General features: G+C 72.7%; 14 protein-coding genes. 5 read left to right on the top strand and 9 right to left on the bottom strand.

Translation table 11 applies throughout. The features are described from left to right. Positions 1-38: 38 nt before the first annotated feature. From ATM99_RS07100 to ATM99_RS07090, 3 genes are all read right to left on the bottom strand, one after another. Entirely contained in the window at positions 39-1406 is a 1368-nt protein-coding gene (locus ATM99_RS07100; protein ID WP_062102221.1) for a sugar ABC transporter substrate-binding protein, read from the bottom strand. A gap of 85 nt (positions 1407-1491) precedes the next feature. Then, positions 1492-2403 (bottom strand): carbohydrate ABC transporter permease, encoded by a 912-nt coding sequence (locus ATM99_RS07095; protein WP_062102220.1) that lies wholly within the window; start codon positions 2401-2403, stop codon positions 1492-1494. Continuing rightward, a complete protein-coding gene (locus ATM99_RS07090) occupies positions 2400-3323 on the bottom strand; it encodes a carbohydrate ABC transporter permease (protein ID WP_062102219.1) in 924 nt (307 codons plus the stop codon). The genes ATM99_RS07095 and ATM99_RS07090 overlap by 4 nt, the downstream gene beginning before the upstream one ends. Positions 3324-3537: 214 nt before the next feature. Here ATM99_RS07090 and ATM99_RS07085 point away from each other — a divergent pair, with 214 nt between their 5' ends. Together ATM99_RS07085 and ATM99_RS07080 are read left to right on the top strand one after the other, a co-directional pair. After that, positions 3538-4572 (top strand): LacI family DNA-binding transcriptional regulator, encoded by a 1035-nt coding sequence (locus tag ATM99_RS07085; protein WP_062102218.1) that lies wholly within the window; start codon positions 3538-3540, stop codon positions 4570-4572. 156 nt (positions 4573-4728) lie between these two features. Further along, entirely contained in the window at positions 4729-5508 is a 780-nt protein-coding gene (locus ATM99_RS07080) for an ATP-binding cassette domain-containing protein (RefSeq protein ID WP_062102217.1), read from the top strand. Positions 5509-5988: 480 nt separating this feature from the next. Here the strand turns inward: ATM99_RS07080 and ATM99_RS19680 are convergent, their stop codons facing one another. The 4 genes from ATM99_RS19680 to ATM99_RS07060 form a co-directional block, all read right to left on the bottom strand. After that, positions 5989-6969, bottom strand: coding sequence for a diguanylate cyclase (locus ATM99_RS19680; RefSeq protein WP_062102216.1), 981 nt, complete (start codon positions 6967-6969; stop codon positions 5989-5991). Between the two features lie 384 nt (positions 6970-7353). After that, the gene (locus ATM99_RS07070; protein WP_062102215.1) at positions 7354-7680 is read right to left on the bottom strand and encodes a transcriptional regulator; all 327 of its coding nucleotides are present in this window, start codon (positions 7678-7680) and stop codon (positions 7354-7356) included. Continuing rightward, on the bottom strand, positions 7670-8125 hold the full coding sequence (locus tag ATM99_RS07065; protein ID WP_150118183.1) for a hypothetical protein: 456 nt from the start codon (positions 8123-8125) through the stop codon (positions 7670-7672). Before ATM99_RS07065 ends, ATM99_RS07070 begins: the two co-directional genes overlap by 11 nt. Before the next feature lie 104 nt (positions 8126-8229). Then, positions 8230-10527 (bottom strand): glycoside hydrolase family 3 N-terminal domain-containing protein, encoded by a 2298-nt coding sequence (locus ATM99_RS07060; protein ID WP_062102213.1) that lies wholly within the window; start codon positions 10525-10527, stop codon positions 8230-8232. Positions 10528-10890: 363 nt separating this feature from the next. Between ATM99_RS07060 and ATM99_RS07055 the strand changes: the two genes are divergently transcribed. The 3 genes from ATM99_RS07055 (at position 10891) to ATM99_RS18885 (ending at position 14682) form a co-directional block, all read left to right on the top strand. Beyond that, a complete protein-coding gene (locus ATM99_RS07055) occupies positions 10891-11217 on the top strand; it encodes a hypothetical protein (RefSeq protein ID WP_062102212.1) in 327 nt (108 codons plus the stop codon). 90 nt (positions 11218-11307) lie between these two features. Beyond that, a complete protein-coding gene (locus tag ATM99_RS07050) occupies positions 11308-13125 on the top strand; it encodes a bifunctional 3'-5' exonuclease/DNA polymerase (RefSeq protein WP_062102211.1) in 1818 nt (605 codons plus the stop codon). A 111-nt stretch (positions 13126-13236) separates the two neighbouring features. Further along, on the top strand, positions 13237-14682 hold the full coding sequence (locus tag ATM99_RS18885) for a P-loop ATPase, Sll1717 family (RefSeq protein ID WP_369798018.1): 1446 nt from the start codon (positions 13237-13239) through the stop codon (positions 14680-14682). An 83-nt stretch (positions 14683-14765) separates the two neighbouring features. Here ATM99_RS18885 and ATM99_RS07040 read toward each other — a convergent pair whose 3' ends face one another. Continuing rightward, on the bottom strand, positions 14766-15788 hold the full coding sequence (locus tag ATM99_RS07040; protein ID WP_062102209.1) for an alpha/beta hydrolase: 1023 nt from the start codon (positions 15786-15788) through the stop codon (positions 14766-14768). A gap of 187 nt (positions 15789-15975) precedes the next feature. Then, on the bottom strand, positions 15976-17013 hold the full coding sequence (locus ATM99_RS07035; RefSeq protein ID WP_062102208.1) for a LacI family DNA-binding transcriptional regulator: 1038 nt from the start codon (positions 17011-17013) through the stop codon (positions 15976-15978). Positions 17014-17376 lie beyond the last annotated feature (363 nt).

Below are 17376 nucleotides of genomic sequence, written 5' to 3'. Positions count from 1 at the left end.
GCCGGCCGAGGGCGTGCCGGCCGGGCGCACCCGGCGGGTCAGCCCGCCTCGACCGTGTAGCCCTGCTCCTGGCCGTACGTGACGTTCTGCTCCTGCCACGCCTTGAGGCCGTCGTTGATGTCGGCGCGGTTGAGGTACGACTGGCCGACCGTGTCGGAGTAGATGCTGTTGGCGTAGGCCTGCCACGGCAGGTACTGCCAGCCCTTGCCGACCGAGTTCGCGGCGTCGACGAGCACCTTGTTGATCTGCTGCCCGCCGAAGTACTCCGACTCCTGGTTGAGGAAGTCGTCGGACTCGAGGTCCGCGACCGTGGCGGGGAAGCCGCCGGACTCCAGGAAGACGTCGATCGAGTCCTGCGAGGAGTTCAGCCAGCGCAGGAACCCGGCCGCGAGCGCCTTGTTCTTCGACTGCTCGAGCACGACCTGCGCCGAGCCGCCGTTCTCGGCCGTGACGGCCTCACCGCCGTCGTACGTCGGCATGGGCGCGACGGCCCAGTCGCCCGACCCGCCCGCGGCGCCGGACTCCAGCACGCCCGGCATCCAGGCGCCGATGGGCAGCGACGCGATCGAGCCGTCGGCCAGCGCGGCGAACCACTCGTCGCTCCAGCCGGAGATCTCCGAGACGAGCTCCTCCTGCACGAGCTGGTCCCACGTGTCGGCCCAGCGCTGCGCGCCCTCGTCCTGCAGGTCGATCGTCACCTTCTCGCCCTCGACCTGGAAGGGCCGACCGCCGGCCTGCCAGATCATCGAGGTGCCGAAGCCCGCGTCGCCGCCGGCGTCGTTGGTGATGAACTTCGTCGGGTCCGCGGCGTGCAGCTTGCGACCCGCCTCGACGTACTCGTCCCACGTCGTCGGGACCGTGATGCCGTTCTCGTCGAAGACGCGCTTGTTGTAGAACAGCGCCATCGGGCCCGAGTCCTGCGGCAGGCCCCAGATGCCGTCCTGGATGGTCACCGACCCCCACGTCGAGGCCGTGTACTTGTCCTCCAGGTCCGCGAACCCGTACTCGGTGAGGTCGACGAGGCTGCCGGGCAGCACGAACTGCGGCAGCGACTGGTACTCGAGCTGCGCGACGTCGGGCGCGCCGCTGCCGGCGGTGATCGCGTTCTGCAGGCGCAGGTTGTGGTCGGCGGCCGCCGCGGTGTCGACGAGCTTGACCTTGACGTTCGGGTACGCGTCCTCGAACGCGGCGACCTGCGCCTCGGCGGACGGCGTCCACGTCCAGTACGTGATCTCGCCGCCCTTCTCGAGGGCCGCGTCGACCGCGTCGGCCGAGGCGTCGCCGCCTCCGCTGCCGCCCCCGCTGCCGCCGTCGTCGCCGCCCGAGCAGGCCGTCAGACCGAGCGTCGCGACGAGCGCGACCGCGGCGAGCACCGCGCGGGGCCGCCGGTGGGTCCGTGCATCCATGGGGTGTCCTTCCACTTCATCGTGTGGGCCCGACGGGCCGGGGGGGGTGGGGTGCCCGGGCGCACTCCCGCGCCCGGGACGCTCGTCACGCCTTGACGCTCCCGGCGGTGAGGCCGGACTGCCAGTAGCGCTGCAGGAGGAGGAAGGCGACGACGATCGGCAGGATCGTCAGCACCGACCCGGTGATGACCAGGTGGAAGATCGGCGTCGAGCCGACCCCGACCGCCTGCGCGTTCCAGTTCTGCAGACCGATGGTCAGCGGGAACAGCGCGGGGTCGTTGAGCATGATCAGCGGCAGGAAGTAGTTGTTCCACGTCGCGACGACCGCGAACAGCAGCACGGTGACGATGCCCGGCACCATCATCCGCAGCGCGATCGTGAGGAACGTGCGCAGCTCGCTCGCGCCGTCGACGCGGGCCGCCTCGAGCACCTCGGTGGGCACGGAGTCCTGCGCGAAGATCCACACGAGGTACAGCCCGAACGGCGAGATGAGCGACGGGATGATGATCGCCCAGATCGTGTTGGTCAGGCCCAGCTCGGAGAACATGAGGAACGTCGGGACCGCGAGCGCGGTGCCGGGGATCGCGATGGACCCGAGCACGACCGCGAACACCGCGCGCTTGCCGGGGAAGTCGAACTTGGCCAGGCCGTAGCCGGCGAAGGTCGCCAGGACCGTCGCTCCCCCGGCGCCGAGCACGACGTACAGCAGCGTGTTGGCGAACCAGCGCACGAAGATGCCGTCGTTGTAGGTCAGCACCTGCCGGACGTTGTCGACCAGCGCGAAGTCGTCGGCGAACCACAGGCCGAACGAGTCGAGCAGGCCCGGCTGCGTCTTGGTCGCGTTGATGACGAGCCACGCGAGCGGCACGAGCGAGTAGACGAGGAACAGCGTCATCGCGATCGTCAGGCCCGGCGAGCGGCGCACGGGACGGTCGGCGCGGGTGTCGAGCCGCGGGGCCGCGGCGCGGCGCAGGCGCGGGGTCGTGGTGGCGGTCATCGCGTGGCCTCCCGCTGCCCGCGCAGCTGCACGACGTAGGCGATCACGCCCGTGATCACGCCCATGACGATCGCGACGGTCGCGGCGTAGGTGACCTGCTGCCCGACGAACGACAGGTTGTAGGCGTACATGTTGGGCGTGTAGAAGGTCGAGATCACGTTCGGGACGATCGTGCGCAGGATGTTCGGCTCGTTGAAGAGCTGCATCGAGCCGATGATCGAGAAGATCGTGGCGATGACGATCGCGCCGCGCAGGGCGGGGATCTTGATGGCCCGGACGATGCGCAGGGGGCCCGCGCCGTCGATCGCGGCGGCCTCGTACAGCTCGGTGGGGATCGTCTTGAGCGACGAGTAGAAGATCAGCATGTTGTAGCCCACGAACTGCCAGGTCACGATGTTGCCGATCGCGAGCAGGATCCACTGGGGCGTCAGGGGCGCGAGCACCTGGCTGCCGAGCAGGTCGTTGATGTTGCCGGCGAGGCCGAACCGGTCGCCGTACATGAAGCCCCACATGAGCACGGCGACGACGCCGGGCACGGCGTAGGGCAGGAAGATCGCGATGCGGAAGAAGCCGGTGCCGTACAGGCGTGCGCTGTCGATCGCGAGGGCGGCGACGAGCGCGAGCGCGAGCATGACGGGCACCTGGACGGCGAGGAACAGCCCGACGCGTCCGGCGCCCTCCCAGAACTTCGCGTCGCCGAAGACCTGGACGTAGTTCTCGACGCCCACGAAGGAGCGCCCGCCGACGAGCCGGTCGCGGAAGAAGCTGAGGTACAGCGCGTAGAGGACCGGCGTGACGAACACGAACGCGAACACCGCGAGGAACGGCGCGGTGAAGAACAGGCCCGTGAACGAGCGCTGGGTCCGGCGGCGCGGGGCTGTCTCCGCGAGCGCCGGGGGCGGTGCTGCCGCCACGGACATCGTCGTCTCCCTTCGGCTGCCGACTCCTGTGTCGGCCACCCGTCGACGGTGTTAACGTCGACATCGGATGTGTTGACGTTAACATGGCCTCATCGAGCCCCGTCAACCGACGTGATCGAACCGTGATCGGACCGCGATCCGGACCCCCGGCAGAGCTGCCGACCGGCGTCGCGGTACGGTCCCCCACGACGCCAGCAGCGACCGGAGAGCAACGATGACGACCCAGCCACCCGCCGCGGACGGCCGGGGCGTGTCCCTCATCGACGTCGCGCGCCTCGCCGGCGTGTCGACCCAGACCGTGTCGCGCGTGACCAACGGCAGCCCCAAGGTCGCCGCCGGCACGCGCGACGCCGTGCTCGCCGCGATGGACAGCCTCGGATACCGCCCCAACAGCGCCGCCCGCGCGCTGCGACGCGGGTCGTTCCGCACCATCGGCGTCATCGTCTACGACCTCGCCTCGTACGGGAACACGCGCTCGATCGACGCGCTCGCCGAGGCCGCCGCGCACCGCGGCTACTCGATCGTCCTCAACCCCGTGCGCTCGACCAGCGAGTCCGACATCAGCACGGCGTTCACGCACCTCGACGAGAAGTCGGTCGACGGCATCCTCGTCATCCGCGACGAGCACATCCACCTCGAGAACTCGACGCAGATCCCGTCCGCGACGCCCGTCGTCATCCTCGACTCCGCCGCACCCGGCGACCGGCCCGCGGTCGACGCCGACCAGCGCGGCGGCGCGCGCCAGGCCGTCGAGCACCTGCTCGACCTGGGGCACCCCACCGTCCACATGGTCGGCGGCCCGACCACGTCGCACTCCGCGGCCGAGCGCGAGGCCGAGTGGGAGCGGCTGCTGCGCGCCGCGGGCCGCGACGTGCCGCCCGTCGTGCGCGGCGACTGGAGCGCGGCGTCCGGGTACGAGGCCGGGCGCACGCTCGCGGCCGACCCCGCCGTGAGCGCGGTGTTCAGCGCCAACGACCAGATGGCCGTCGGCCTGCTGCGCGCGCTGCACGAGGCCGGTCGGCGCGTGCCGGACGACGTGTCCGTCGTCGGGTTCGACGACATCGACGAGTCCGGGTGGCTGTGGCCCCCGCTCACGACCGTCCGCCAGCGGTTCGACGAGTCCGGCCGCGTGGCCGTCCTCAAGCTCTTCGAGGCCATCGAGTCCGGGCGCCGCGAGGGCAGCTTCGAGTCCGTGCCCACCGAGCTCGTGGTGCGCGGCAGCACCGGCCCGTACCGCCCGCGCGGCTGACGCCGTCGCGCCCAGGACCGGCGACCTGCGCCCGAGCCGGCCCCGACCCCTGCCCGACGCGCCGCCGATCATGGGATCTCCCGGCGCGGCCCGTACGTTGGGACCAGCAGGGGTGCCCGCGGCGGCACCGACGACGAGACGAGACGAGCAGCACGCATGAGCACCACCCGCGCAGTCCTCGAGGCCACCGACGTCTGGGCCGGCTACGGCGGGCCGCCCGTCCTCGCCGGTGTCGACCTGACGCTGCGCCCGGGCGACGCGGTCGGGCTGCTGGGCCACTCCGGCGTGGGCAAGTCGACGCTCGTCGAGATCCTCGGCGGCGGCATGCGTGCGGCGCAGGGCCAGGTGACGCTCGACGGCATCCCGGTCGGCAAGACGCCGATGCGTCGCCGCAAGGAGATCAAGGCTCGGCTGCGCACCGTGCACCAGAACGGCCTGGCGGGCATCGACGTGCAGCGCACGGTCGAGCAGACGATCCAGGACGCTTTCACCGAGGCCCGCAAGGCCGGCCGCACCACGAGCAACGACGTCGAGGCGGCGCTCGGCGTCGTCGGGATGCCCATCCGGTTCGTCACGCGGCGCGTCGGCACGCTCTCGGGCGGCGAGCGGCAGCGCGTCGCGATCGCCCGCGCACTGGCCGCGCGCCCCGACCTGCTGCTGCTCGACGAGCCGCTGACCGCGGTCGACCCGGCGATGCGCGAGGAGATCGCGGGCGACATCCGCGACCTGGTGCGCGCCGACGGCGTCGGCCTGCTCGTCGCGTCGCACGACGTGCGGCTGCTCGAGCGCCTCACGACGCACGTGCTCGTGCTCGCCGAGGGCACGATCGTGGAGTCCGGGCCGCTGCGCGACGTGCTGCGCGACCCGCAGCACCCGGACACGCGCGCGCTGGCCGAGGCCGTCCCCGAGGCGTTCGGCAACCGCCCGAGCCGCTGACGCGCGCTCACCACCACCCACCCCCGCCGCGAGAGCGCGATCGAGTCTCGTCCACCGCAGCCGGGCGGGCGGTCGTACGACGCGCACGCAGGACTGGATCGCACTCCGACGAGCAGAGGGGCGTGCGCCGCGCGACCCGTGCGCGACCACCGCCCACCCCCACCGCGAGAGTGCGATCGAGTCTCGTCCACCGCAGCCGGGCGGGCGGTCGTACGACGCGCACGCAGGACTGGATCGCACTCTCACGAGCAGAGGGGCGTGCGCCGCGCGACCCGTGCGCGACCACCGCGAGAGTGCGATCGAGTCACGTTCACCGCCGCCGGCAGGGCCGTGCCACGAGCCGCACGCAGACCTGGATCGTCCTCTCACGGGCAGCAGGATCGTCAGCAGCCCGAACCTGGCGGACTGGATCGCCCTCTCACGGACAGAGGGGCTGCGCCGGCCGACCTGGCGGACCGGATCGACCTCTCGCGAGCGGGGTCAGTGGCGGGTGGGGAGCGTGGCGCGCGTGGCGTCCGACGGGGTCGACGCCGTCGGGGTGCCGCGCGTGCGGGACGAGCGCAGCTCACGCTCGACCTCCAGGAGCAGCAGCCCCGCGTCGGCCCAGCCCGCGACCGACGCGGTGACCGCCACGCGCACGTCGACGCCGAGGCCCGCGCACGCGTCGTGCAGCCGCTGCCGCAACGACGCGACGACCTCGAGCGCGCGGTCCTCGTGGACCGCGGGCAGCAGCACGAGCGCGGCGAACGCGTCGCCGTCGAGCCGCGCGACGACACCGCCGCCCGGCACGGCGGCCGTCACGCGCTCGGCGAGCGCGCGGAGCAGCGCGTCGCCCGCGTCGAGGCCGTGGGCGGCGTTGACGTCGTCCATGCGCACCACGTCGACCGCCGCGAGCAGCAGCCGGCGCTGCGTACCGGGCAGCGCCTGCGACGCCCAGCGCGCGGTGGTCGCGACGAGGTGCGCGCGGCTCAGCGTGCCCGTGAGCGGATCGCGGGCCGAGCGGTCGGCGACGGCCGCGGTGAGGGCCTGCACGAGGTCGGCCGTGCTCGCCGCGGACCACGACGGGCCCGGCACGAGCACGTCGTCGTGCCGGACCGCGGCGTCGCGGGCCATCGCGGCGCGCGCGGCGTCGACCACGCTGGTCGACGCGTCGAGCACGAGCGGCGACCAGTCGGCGACCTCCCCCACGAGGCGCCGGGCGAGCACCGCACGGCCGTAGCCGAGGCGCCCCGTCATGACCTCGGTGAAGCGGTGCCGTGTGAGCAGACCCGCTCGCCCCGTGCCGTCGTCGCGCACGACGACGACCTGGCACGCGGGCGCGCGGAACAGGATCTCGACGTCGGCGACGCGGTCGACCGCGCGCACCGTCCGCACGGGCACCGCGACCTGGCCGAGGTGGCGCGGGACGACGGGCGCCGCGGGCGCCGCCGGTCCCGCGACCTCGGCGGGGGCCGCGGTCATCGCAGCCCCCGCGGCTGCGCTCCGACGGCGGACGGCACGGACCGCCCGCTGGACGAGAGGACACGGTGGGCGGGTGGGGCGGAGGGGGCGGTCACCGGGTCATCGTGGTGCGCCCGCCGGCCGGGTGCGGTCCGGGTCGTCCGGTCGTCCGCGAAGGTTCGACGACTCGTCGCCGAACCGTCGACGGCTGGTCACCGGCCCGCGCGGCGACCGACCCGACCGCCCCCCATCGCACGGGCTGGATCGACCTCTCACGGACGAGGTCGGTGGACTGGATCGTCCTCTCACGGACGAGGTAGGTGGACTGGATCGACCTCTCACGGACGAAGGGGTGGACTGGATCGACCTCTCACGGGAGAGGGGTGGGGACGGGGAGTCGCGGGGTCAGGGAGCGAGGCCCTGGGCGATCGCGCGCAGCGCGGCGACGTGCGCCGAGAACGCGCGCCGCCCGGCGGGGGTCAGGCGCAACCACGTGAGCAGGCGCGCGTCGGTCCGGACGGACGACGGCGCCTTGCGCACGGCCGCGTAGCCGGCGTCCACGAGGACCTTGACGTGCTTGGACAGCGTCGCGTCGGACACGTCGACGGCGTCGCGCACCACCGAGAACTCGACCTCCTCGGCCGCGGCGAGCAGGCCGCAGACGCGCAGGCGGACGGGCGCGTGAATGACGTCGTCGAACTGCGCACCGCGCGTCCGTGTGTCAGCGGACACGGGCGACCTGCCGCCGAACCTGGGCGTCGATGCGGCGCGCGATGGCGAAGGTCGCTCCGCCGGCGGCGAGTGCAGGGAGCACGACCCAGGGCGCGAGCCCGCCCGCGACGAGCCCGAACGAGACGCTGAGCAGCAGCAGGACGACCGCGAGGAGCACCAGGACCCAGCCCCAGGCGATGCCGCCGGCCTTGGGCGGGCGCACGCGCCGACGGCGGTCACGCACGGCAGCAAGGACGATGGGAACGAGCGCGAGCATCGCGAGCAGACCAGACCGGTCGTCGCCGAGCGCCGGGCCAGCGACGAACACCGCGGTGAGGGTGGACGCACCGGCCACGTACCACCCGGGCAGCGCGACGCGCTCCACGATGCCCGCACGGTCGGAGGCGAGCTCGGCGAGCGCGGCGGCAGCGCGATGGGCGTCGGCGAGATCCGGTTCAGTTTCCATGACGGAAAGACTATGACTCACTTTCCGCCATGGCAAGAGACAGGTCGCGGGACGCACGAAGGGCCGGGGCGACACCCGCCACCCCGGCCCTTCGACGACGTCCGTCAGGCCGTGACCGTGAACCCCGCGCGCAGCAGGTCGCGGTCGCGCGACGACCGGCCGACCAGCAGCTCGAAGTCGCCCGGCTCCACGACCCGCGTACCCTGCGCGTCGACGATCGTGCAGTCCGCGACCGGCAGCTCGACGTCGACGACGACCGACTCGCCCGGTGCGACGTCGACGTGGCGGTACGCCTTGAACTCCTTGTCCGCCCACGTCAGCGACGTCACGAGGTCGCTCACGTACACCTGCACGACCTCGTGCGACGGACGCGTGCCCGTGTTCGTCACCGTGACCTGGGCGCGCACGACGTCGCCCCGGCCCAGCACCGGCTCCGCGACCGTGAGGTCGGAGTACTCGACCGTCGAGTACGACAGCCCCTCGCCGAACGCGAACGCCGGGTCCTGCGTGAGGTCGGCGTACCGGTTGCCGTGCTGGCCGCGCAGCTGGTTGTAGTAGACCGGCTGCTGGCCGACGTGCCGCGGGAACGTCACGGGCAGGCGGCCGGCCGGGTCGATCGTGCCGAGCAGCAGCTCGGCGATCGCGCGCCCGCCGCGCATGCCGGGGTTCGCGGCCCACACGATCGCGTCGGCGGCCAGCGCAGAGTCCGGCAGCACGAGCGGCTTGGACGCGATGACGACGACGGTCATGGGCGTGCCGGTGGCCGCGAGCGCGTCGAGCAGCGCGACCTGCCCGCCCACGAGGTCGAGCGTCGCGGTCGAGCGCGTCTCCCCCATGAGGCCGATCGTGTCGCCGACGACGGCCACGACGTGGTCGGCCGCCTCGGCGGCGGCCACGGCCTCGGCGATCATCGCCGCGTCCGGCTCGGCCGCGTGCATGATCGGCATGCGCGGCTGCCCGTCGGGGTGGAACTCGCCCTCGGGGTCGGGGCCGAGCCAGCCGATCTCGGCGCCCTTGGCGTACGTGAGCTCCCACGTCTCGGGCAGCAGGCCGCGCAGGCCGTCGAGGACCGTCTCGGTCATCTCGCGCGGGTGGCCCTCCTCGCGCATCCAGTCGACCTGACCCGAGCGGCCCGCCCAGTCGCCGAGCTGCGCGTCGACGTCGTCGGCGTTGGGGCCGACCAGCGCGAGCCGCAGCGGCGCGGGCGCCGACCCGTCGGGCGCGGTCGCGTGGCCGTCGCGGTCGGAGACGAGCCCGCCGCCCAGCGGCAGCACGCCCGAGTTCTGCAGGAGCACGAGCGACTTGCGCGTGACGTGCAGGTTGATGTCCTGGTGCTCGTCGGACCCGATGACCTCGGCCTGGCGGACCGGGTCGGGGCGGCGCGGGTCCTCGAACAGGCCGAGCTCGAACTTCACCGTGAGGATGCGCGCGACGGCCGCGTCGAGCTGCGCCTCCGACACGCGCCCGTTGGCGACGGCCTTCTGCACGCCCTCGAAGAACGACGGCGTCGTCATCACCATGTCGTTGCCCGCGGCGACGGCCTTGGCCGCGGCGTCCTCGGGGTCGACCGCGATCTTCTGCTCCCAGACCATGCGCCCGACGTTGTCCCAGTCGGTGATGAGCGTGCCCGTCCAGCCCCACTCGCCGCGCAGCACGTCCTGCAGGAGCCACTCGTTGATCACGATCGGCACGCCGTCGGTCGACTGGTAGCCGATCATGAACGTGCGCGCGCCCTCGCGCGCGACCCGCTCGAACGGGGGAAGGAACCACGAGCGCAGCTTGCGGCGCGAGATGTCCGCCTCGGACGCGTCGCGCCCGCCCTGCGTCTCGGAGTACCCCGCGAAGTGCTTGGCGCACGCGAGGACCGCGGTCGGGTCGGTGAGGCCGTCGCCCTGGTAGCCGCGCACCATCGCGGACGCGAGCTCGCCCAGCAGGAACGGGTCCTCGCCGAACGTCTCGTTGACGCGCCCCCAGCGCAGGTCGCGCGTGAGGCAGACGACCGGCGAGAACGTCCAGTGCAGCCCCGTGGCGGAGACCTCGACGGCCGTCACGCGCGCCATCGCCTCGGCGGCGGCCGGGTCGAACGACGCCGCGGCGCCGAGCTGCGTCGGGAAGATCGTCGCACCGCGCCAGAACGAGTAGCCGTGGATCGCGTCGTCGGCGACGAGCAGCGGGATCCGCAGACGCGAGCGGTCCACCGCGTCGAGCGCCTCGAGCACGCGCTGCGGCGACGCGTGCAGGATCGAGCCGACGTGCTTCTCGAGCACGAGGTCCTCGACGCCCGGCTGCGCGTCGAGCTGCAGCATCTGACCCGCCTTCTCGGGCAGGGTCATGCGGCTGATCAGGTCGGCGACCCGGTCCGGGATGGGCAGCGACGGGTCCTGGTACGGGAGCGTGTCCACGGGGTCCTCTTCGACGTTCGGATCGATACGACCTGGCTGCTGCCGACGCTAACGCAGGACGCCTACCGTGCGGAAACCGTCGGATCCACCACGCGGCAGGGCCGGTGCGCGGCATCGCCGCCTCCACGCGGCCGTTCCCCACGATGCGCACCGCGTCCGGCCGCGGCCGTTCCGCACGATGCGCACCGGTCGTGGGCCGCACGGGTCATGCGCCGGCGCACGTCACCCGATCGCGAGGTATCTCACCCGCCCCGCCACCCCCCTGTGTCGGCGGACCCGGATAGCGTCCCTCGCGACCCGGCCACCGCCGCGGTCGGACAGGGGCAGGTCCACCACGACGGCGACCACCGAAGGACGGCAACCATGCGCGAGTCCGGGGCGACACCCGTGCTGACGTCGGCGGAGTGCGTGCTGGTGCACACCGCCGCCACCGTGGCGACGACCGTGCACCGCGACGGCGACCACCTCGTGGTGCACTTCCTGCAGGACGTCGGCGTCACGCGCCGGGAGTGGCCGTGCCACCTGGTGACCGCGGCCCTGCGGACCCCCGGGATCGTGCGCGGCGACGACGCCGTCCGGCTGCTCATCGACCCCGACACGGCGGACCTCGTGGCGACGCTCGACGGGCACGACGACGGCGCGCTCCTCGCGGTCCCCGGCGCGGCGGTGCTGGCGGCGCTCACGCGCTGACCGGCCCCCGGCGCCGACGGGCGCCGACCTCGGCCCCGACCGGCGGCGACCCGGCGCGGCCCGTGTGGGTGGTCCGCGCGAGGATGAGCCGTGCCCGCGTACGTGCTGCTCACCCGTGACGCGTCCGCGCGCACCGTGACGCTGACGTCGCTCGACGCGGACGCCCGGCCGACCGGCAGCCGCACGGTCGCGGCCGACGCGTGGGTCGCCGCCGTCGCCGCCGTCGAGGCGGCCGACCACCCGCGGTGGGTGTGGGACGACGCGCGCCGCTGGTGCCCCGAGCTGCTGCGCGCGGACGTGCGCGTCGAGCGCTGCCACGACCTGCGGCTGTGCCACACGATCCTGCGGCACGCCGCCGCGGCCGCCGGGTCGCGGCTGCAGACCGCACCACCCGGCCCGTTCGACGCACCCCCGCCCGACGAGCCGCCGCCGCACGAGCCCGACCTGCTCGACGCGCTGCGCGAGCTCGACGAGGAGGGGGACGGCCCCGACGTCGACGACCCCGCGCCCGCCGACGACGCGTCCCCGTCCCGCGCGTCCGGCGACGCACCCCCCGATGACGCACCCCCCGACGACGCGCCCGGCGACGCGGCTGCCCTCACCCCACCCGCGGACGAGCTCGCGGACCAGCTCGCGACCCTCCTCGCGGAGCTGCACGACCAGCTCGACGCCGTCGCGGGCTCGAGCGCACCGGGCCGGCTGCGCCTGCTGCTCGCGGCCGAGTCGGGCGGCGCGCTGGTCGCGGCCGAGATGCAGCACGACGGCCTGCCGTGGGACCGCGCGCGGCACGACGCGCTCCTCACCGGGATGATGGGTCCGCGCCCGGTGGGTGGTGGTCGCCCGCGCCGCCTGGAGGACCTCGCGGCGACGGTCCGCACGCTGCTCGACGACCCGCGGCTCAACCCCGATTCGCAGCCGCACCTGCTGGCGTCGCTGCGGCGCCAGGGGTTCTCGCTCGCGTCGACCAGCAAGTGGGAGGTCCGCGAGCTCGACCACCCGGTGGTCGAGCCGCTGCTGGAGTACAAGCGGCTGTCGCGGCTGCTGAGCGCGAACGGCTGGGCGTGGCTCGACGCGTGGGTGCACGACGGCCGGTTCCGGCCGACGTACGTGGTGGGTGGCGTCGTCACCGGGCGCTGGGCGACCGACGGCGGCGGCGCGCTGCAGCTGCCGGTGTCGCTGCGGGGCGCCGCGCACGCCGACCCCGGGTGGCGCCTGGTGGTCGCGGACGCCGCGCAGCTCGAGCCGCGCGTGCTGGCCGCGATGTCGGGCGACCGTGCGATGTCCGACGCGGCACGCGCGAGCGACCTCTACCAGGGCATCGCGGACGCGGGGATCGTCGCGACCCGCACCGACGCGAAGTACGCGCTGCTCGGCGCGATCTACGGCGCGACCACCGGGGCCAGCGCGATGCTCATGCCACGGCTGACGCGCGCGTACCCGCGGGCCGTGGCGCTCGTCGAGGACGCGGCGCGCGCGGGTGAGCGCGGCGAGCCCGTCTCGACGTGGCTCGGCCGCACGTCCCCGTCCGCGAGCGCCGGGTTCCTCGACCGGCTCGGGGCCGCGGGCGCCGAGGGCGCCGACGCCGAGGACGTGCGCGACGTGCGTCGCGCCGCGCGCGAGCACGGCCGGTTCACGCGCAACTTCGTCGTCCAGGGCACGGCCGCGGAGTGGGCGCTGTGCTGGCTCGCGTCGCTGCGTCGCCGACTGCGCGGCATCGGCGACGGGCGCGCGCACCTGGCGTACTTCCTGCACGACGAGGTCGTGGTCCACACGCCCGCGGCCGACGCCGACGAGGCGGCGGACGCCGTCCGGGCCGCGGCCGACGAGGCGGGGCGCCTGCTGTTCGGGGACTACCCGGTGGAGTTCGCGCTCGACCTGTCGGTCGTGGAGTCGTACGCGGACGCGTGAGCGTCAGCCGCTCGCGAAGCATTTATCACCCACGAACCCCCTACGCTCACCTCCCCTCACGCGTATCTTTCCTCGCAGGACGGTTGTCAACTTCGAATCCCAGGGGGTCCGGTGGATCTAAGTCGCTTGCAATTTGGAAAACCCTCCGCAGAACGGGACATCGACGGCTTGCGCAGTTACTTTATCGAGAGTGGCGCGTTTGGCCGTATCTCAAGCGGAGACAAACGCTTCCTGCTAGGCAACCGGGGCGCAGGGAAGAGTGCCATCTTTCGCATGGTCGCGATGCGAGAAAAGATGGCTGGAAATGTCGTCCTAGAGCTCGCGCCTGAAGACTACTCCTACCAGATGTTGAACGAGGTGCTTGCAAAGGAGTCCGACGGAGCGTGGGCAAAGTCGGGAGCGTATGCGGCCGCCTGGAAGTACTTGATTCTCGTATTGGTGATGAAAAAGATCGCCAAACTCCCTAAGCACAAGGAGCGCTGGAGCGCGGACGAGAAGAAGATGTTCCGGTATCTCGTCGCCAACCACTCGAACGTGGCCGAGCGCCCCCTCGATATACTGATCTCGTACGTGAAGCGCCTTGAGGGAATCAAGGTGGGCCCGTACGAGGCAGGGGTAAAATCTCGCGAGTTGATTCGGCTATACAAACTGGAAGAGATTGAGCCCTTCATTCCAGCACTGGCCAATCTTTGCCGACGAACACAGGTAAGCGTCTTCGTGGACGAACTTGATCGCGGCTGGGACGCTTCCGAAGACGCCAAGGCTTTCGTCGCTGGATTATTCCAGGCATGCACTGCGCTCAATACAATTAGCCCAAAGTTCCGGGTTTTCGTATCGCTTCGGCAGGAGCTGTACGACAACATCCCTGCACTGTATGACGACACGCAAAAGTACCGAGATCTCTTCGAGACCATATCTTGGAGTTCGGCCGACCTCTTAACGGTGCTCCTGTCCCGCATTCGTCACTACGTTCCAGAATTGCGCCCAGCCGATGATAACCGCGCCTGGTCGGCGGTGTTCGAGCGTCGCGACAGCTTCCGCTACATGCTTGACCGATCCCTTTACCGCCCACGCGAGCTTATCATCTACGCGTCAGAGGCACTTACTCTCGCCCGCACATCGAAACGCCGAGTGCCAATCTCGCACGATACAGTCAGCGACGTGGAGATCGCCTTCTCGACCGAGCGAGCAAGAGACCTCGCTGCCGAATATCGATGGCAGCACCCGGGCCTCGACGTCATCTTTTCAGCATTTCGCGGCACTCGATCGACATGGACTAGAGAGTCCATGCTTGAACTACTGCTGGAGATATCAGTAGGCGCAGCGGTCGACCCCTCTCGTCGGCCGCAATGGGTAGACGGGATGGACCCGGAGCACATACTTGAAATACTCTGGAAAGTGGGTTTCGTGCAGGTGGTGCACAGGGATCAAACTTTCAGCGGGGCAAGACCTGGGTCTCCAGATGATCCGAGTGTAGACATTCGGACCGCTGAGTCCATTAGAATCAGCCCACTCTTCAACAAGGCGCTCAACATTCGGCCGGTATATCCGGGGTAGCCGCTACGCCTTTGCGCCAAGCAATTTCTTCGTTGCCGGCGCACTTTCCTACCTCGGCGAAGTCTGGTTGGCTGGTAGCAGCGTCAGCCGCGATCGACCGCGCCCAGCAGGTCGAGGCTCGCGCGCACGATCGCGGCCTGGGCCTGCGCGCGCGGGACGGTCGGCTCGCCGTCGCCGGGCTGGACGCCGTAGTCGGCGAACGACGCGTGCGAGGCCCCGTCGACCTGCGTGAACGTGGTGCCGGCGGGCAGGTGCGCGCGGGACGCGTCGACGTCGGCGGGCGTGGTGAGCCCGTCGCGCGAGCCGGAGACCGACGCGACGACCAGGTCGGCGTCGCTCATGTCCCCCAGCGGGTAGGACGCGTGCAGCAGCAGGCCGCCGACCTCGTCGTCGTGCGCGGCGGCGAACGAGGCCGCCGCGACGCCGCCGAGCGAGTGGCCGCCCACCGCCCAGCGCTCGACGTCGGGGAACGCGGCGATCGCGGCACCCGACTGCGCGGGGGACGTCAGCGCGATGCCGAGCGGCTCCTTGAGCGCGACGACGAGGTAGCCCTGCTCCGCGAGGGGGCGCAGCACCGCGGCGGTCGCGCGCACGTCGACGCGCGCACCCGGCGAGTAGACGAGCCCGGTGGTCGGCTCGGCGCCCTGCGGGACGAACGCGTACCAGCCGGGGGCCTCCCGCACGTCGACCGCGGCGTCGGACCGCAGGGCCGCGAGCGTCGCGTCGGTCGCGGTGAACGGTCGCAGCCACGCGCCCGCGACGGCCAGGACGGCGAGCAGCAGGTACCCGAGGACGGCACCCGTCGCGACGAGCGCGCGACGACTGCGCGTGCGGCGCGACGCCGGCGACCGGCGGGCGAGCACCGCGACCCGCACCAGCACGCACACGCCCGCGGCGGCGGACGACACGAGCAGCGCACCGAGGCTCGCGTGCTGGTGCACGACGACCGACCCGGCGGTGGCCGCGACCCACGCGGGCGCGCCGAGCAGCGCGACGCCGACGAGCGCGCGGAGCACCAGCGCCACCACCCGGGCCGGGGTGCGGCCGACGGTCGGTGCGGGGGTGGGGTCGACCCGGGCGCTCGGGTCGGACGCGGTGTCGCTCATGGCGACGAGGCTACGCCGAAATCCCTCAGCATGCTGAGCATCCGCGTCGACGCAGCCCGTCCGCGCAGCACCCCGGCGCTGCGCCGAGGGGCGGCTCGACGCGTCGCCGGGCCAGCGCGTCAGCAGGGCAAGCACGTCAGCCGGGCCAGCACGTCAGACCGGCCGGCGCGTCAGACCGGCCAGCACGTCAGACCGTCGACGCCGCCGCGGCCGACGGCGCCGAGTCGCGCACCACGAGCCGCGTCGGCAGCAGCAGCGGGCTCGCCTCCTCGCCTCCCACCACCGCCAGCAGCAGGCGCGCCATCTCGTACCCGAGCGCGCGGATCGGCTGCTGCACGGTGGTCAGCGCGGGCTGCGTCATCTGCGCGATGGGCAGGTCGTCGAACCCGACCACCACGACGTCCTCGGGGACCCGGCGGCCGTGCCGCTGGAGCACCTGCAGCGCACCGGCGGCCATGTTGTCGGAGGCGACGACGACCGCGTCGAGCCCGGGCTCGCGCGCCAGCAGCCGCTCCGTCGCGCGGGCGCCGCCGTCGCGCGTGAAGTCCGCGCGCTCGACCAGCTCGGCGTCCAGGTGCGCGGCCGACAGCGCGTCGGCCACGCCGTCCTGACGCGCGACCGCGGCGTGCGAGTCGGTGGGCCCCGCGATCGACGCGACCCGCCGCCGCCCGAGGCGCACCGCGTGCTCGGCCGCGCTGCGACCGCCGCTGCGGTTGTCGACGTCGACGTACCACGAGGGCTGCCCGTGCAGCGGACGCCCGCCGTACACGGCCGGCAGCCCCGACTCCTCGACCATGCGCTGCAGCGGGTCGTCGCCCCGCAGCGCCATGACCATGACGCCGTCGGCGCGGGGTCGCCGCAGCATGCGCCGCACGCGGTCGTGCCCGCGCTCGGAGTGGCACAGCAGCAGCTTGAGGTCGAGGTCGGTGTTCTCGAGCGCCGAGGTGACGCCGACGATGACCTGACCGAAGAACGGGTCGCCGAACAGCTCGGCGTTGTCGTGCGACGCGGCGAGGACCACGGCGCCGACCTTCTGGCGCGCGAGCGCCTGGGCGGTCACGTTCGGCACGTAGCCCAGGTCGCGCACGGCGCGCTCGACGGCGCGCCGCGTGGCGGGGCTGACGTGGTTCGCGTTGTTGATGACGCGCGACGCGGCCGACCGCGAGACACCGGCACGCTCGGCGACCTCGTCGAGGGTCGGAGCCCGTCCGGTCCGCCCTGTCATCGATGCCCCCCGCCCGGCCTGCTGGTCGGCGCGAGGGTACCACCCGCGCCCGCGCGGGCCCGTCATGACGGGCAGCGCTCCCGGTCACGATCGGCGGTTCGGGCGCCGCCCGGGAGGGTGATGAGCAGGTGCCCGACCTTGACACCGGGCGATGCACGTCAGAGCATCAGGAACCGGACTGGAAGCGCGTCCAGTCCGGCCGGTCGGTCCCGCGACGCAGCGGCGGCCACCGGCGACGGGGACGACGGGGTCACGGTGCCGCCCGGCACCACGTCGTCCGCCTCCCGCAGGCCCGACGCGCCGACCACCGTCCGTCAGCACCCCTCCCGACCGCACGACCCGGACGCGGCCCGCCGCCGTGGA

This window comes from Cellulomonas sp. B6 (assembly GCF_001462455.1).
Lineage (GTDB): Bacteria > Actinomycetota > Actinomycetes > Actinomycetales > Cellulomonadaceae > Cellulomonas.
The sequence above is the reverse complement of the archived record's forward strand: the minus strand, read 5'-3'. Positions and strand labels throughout refer to the sequence as shown.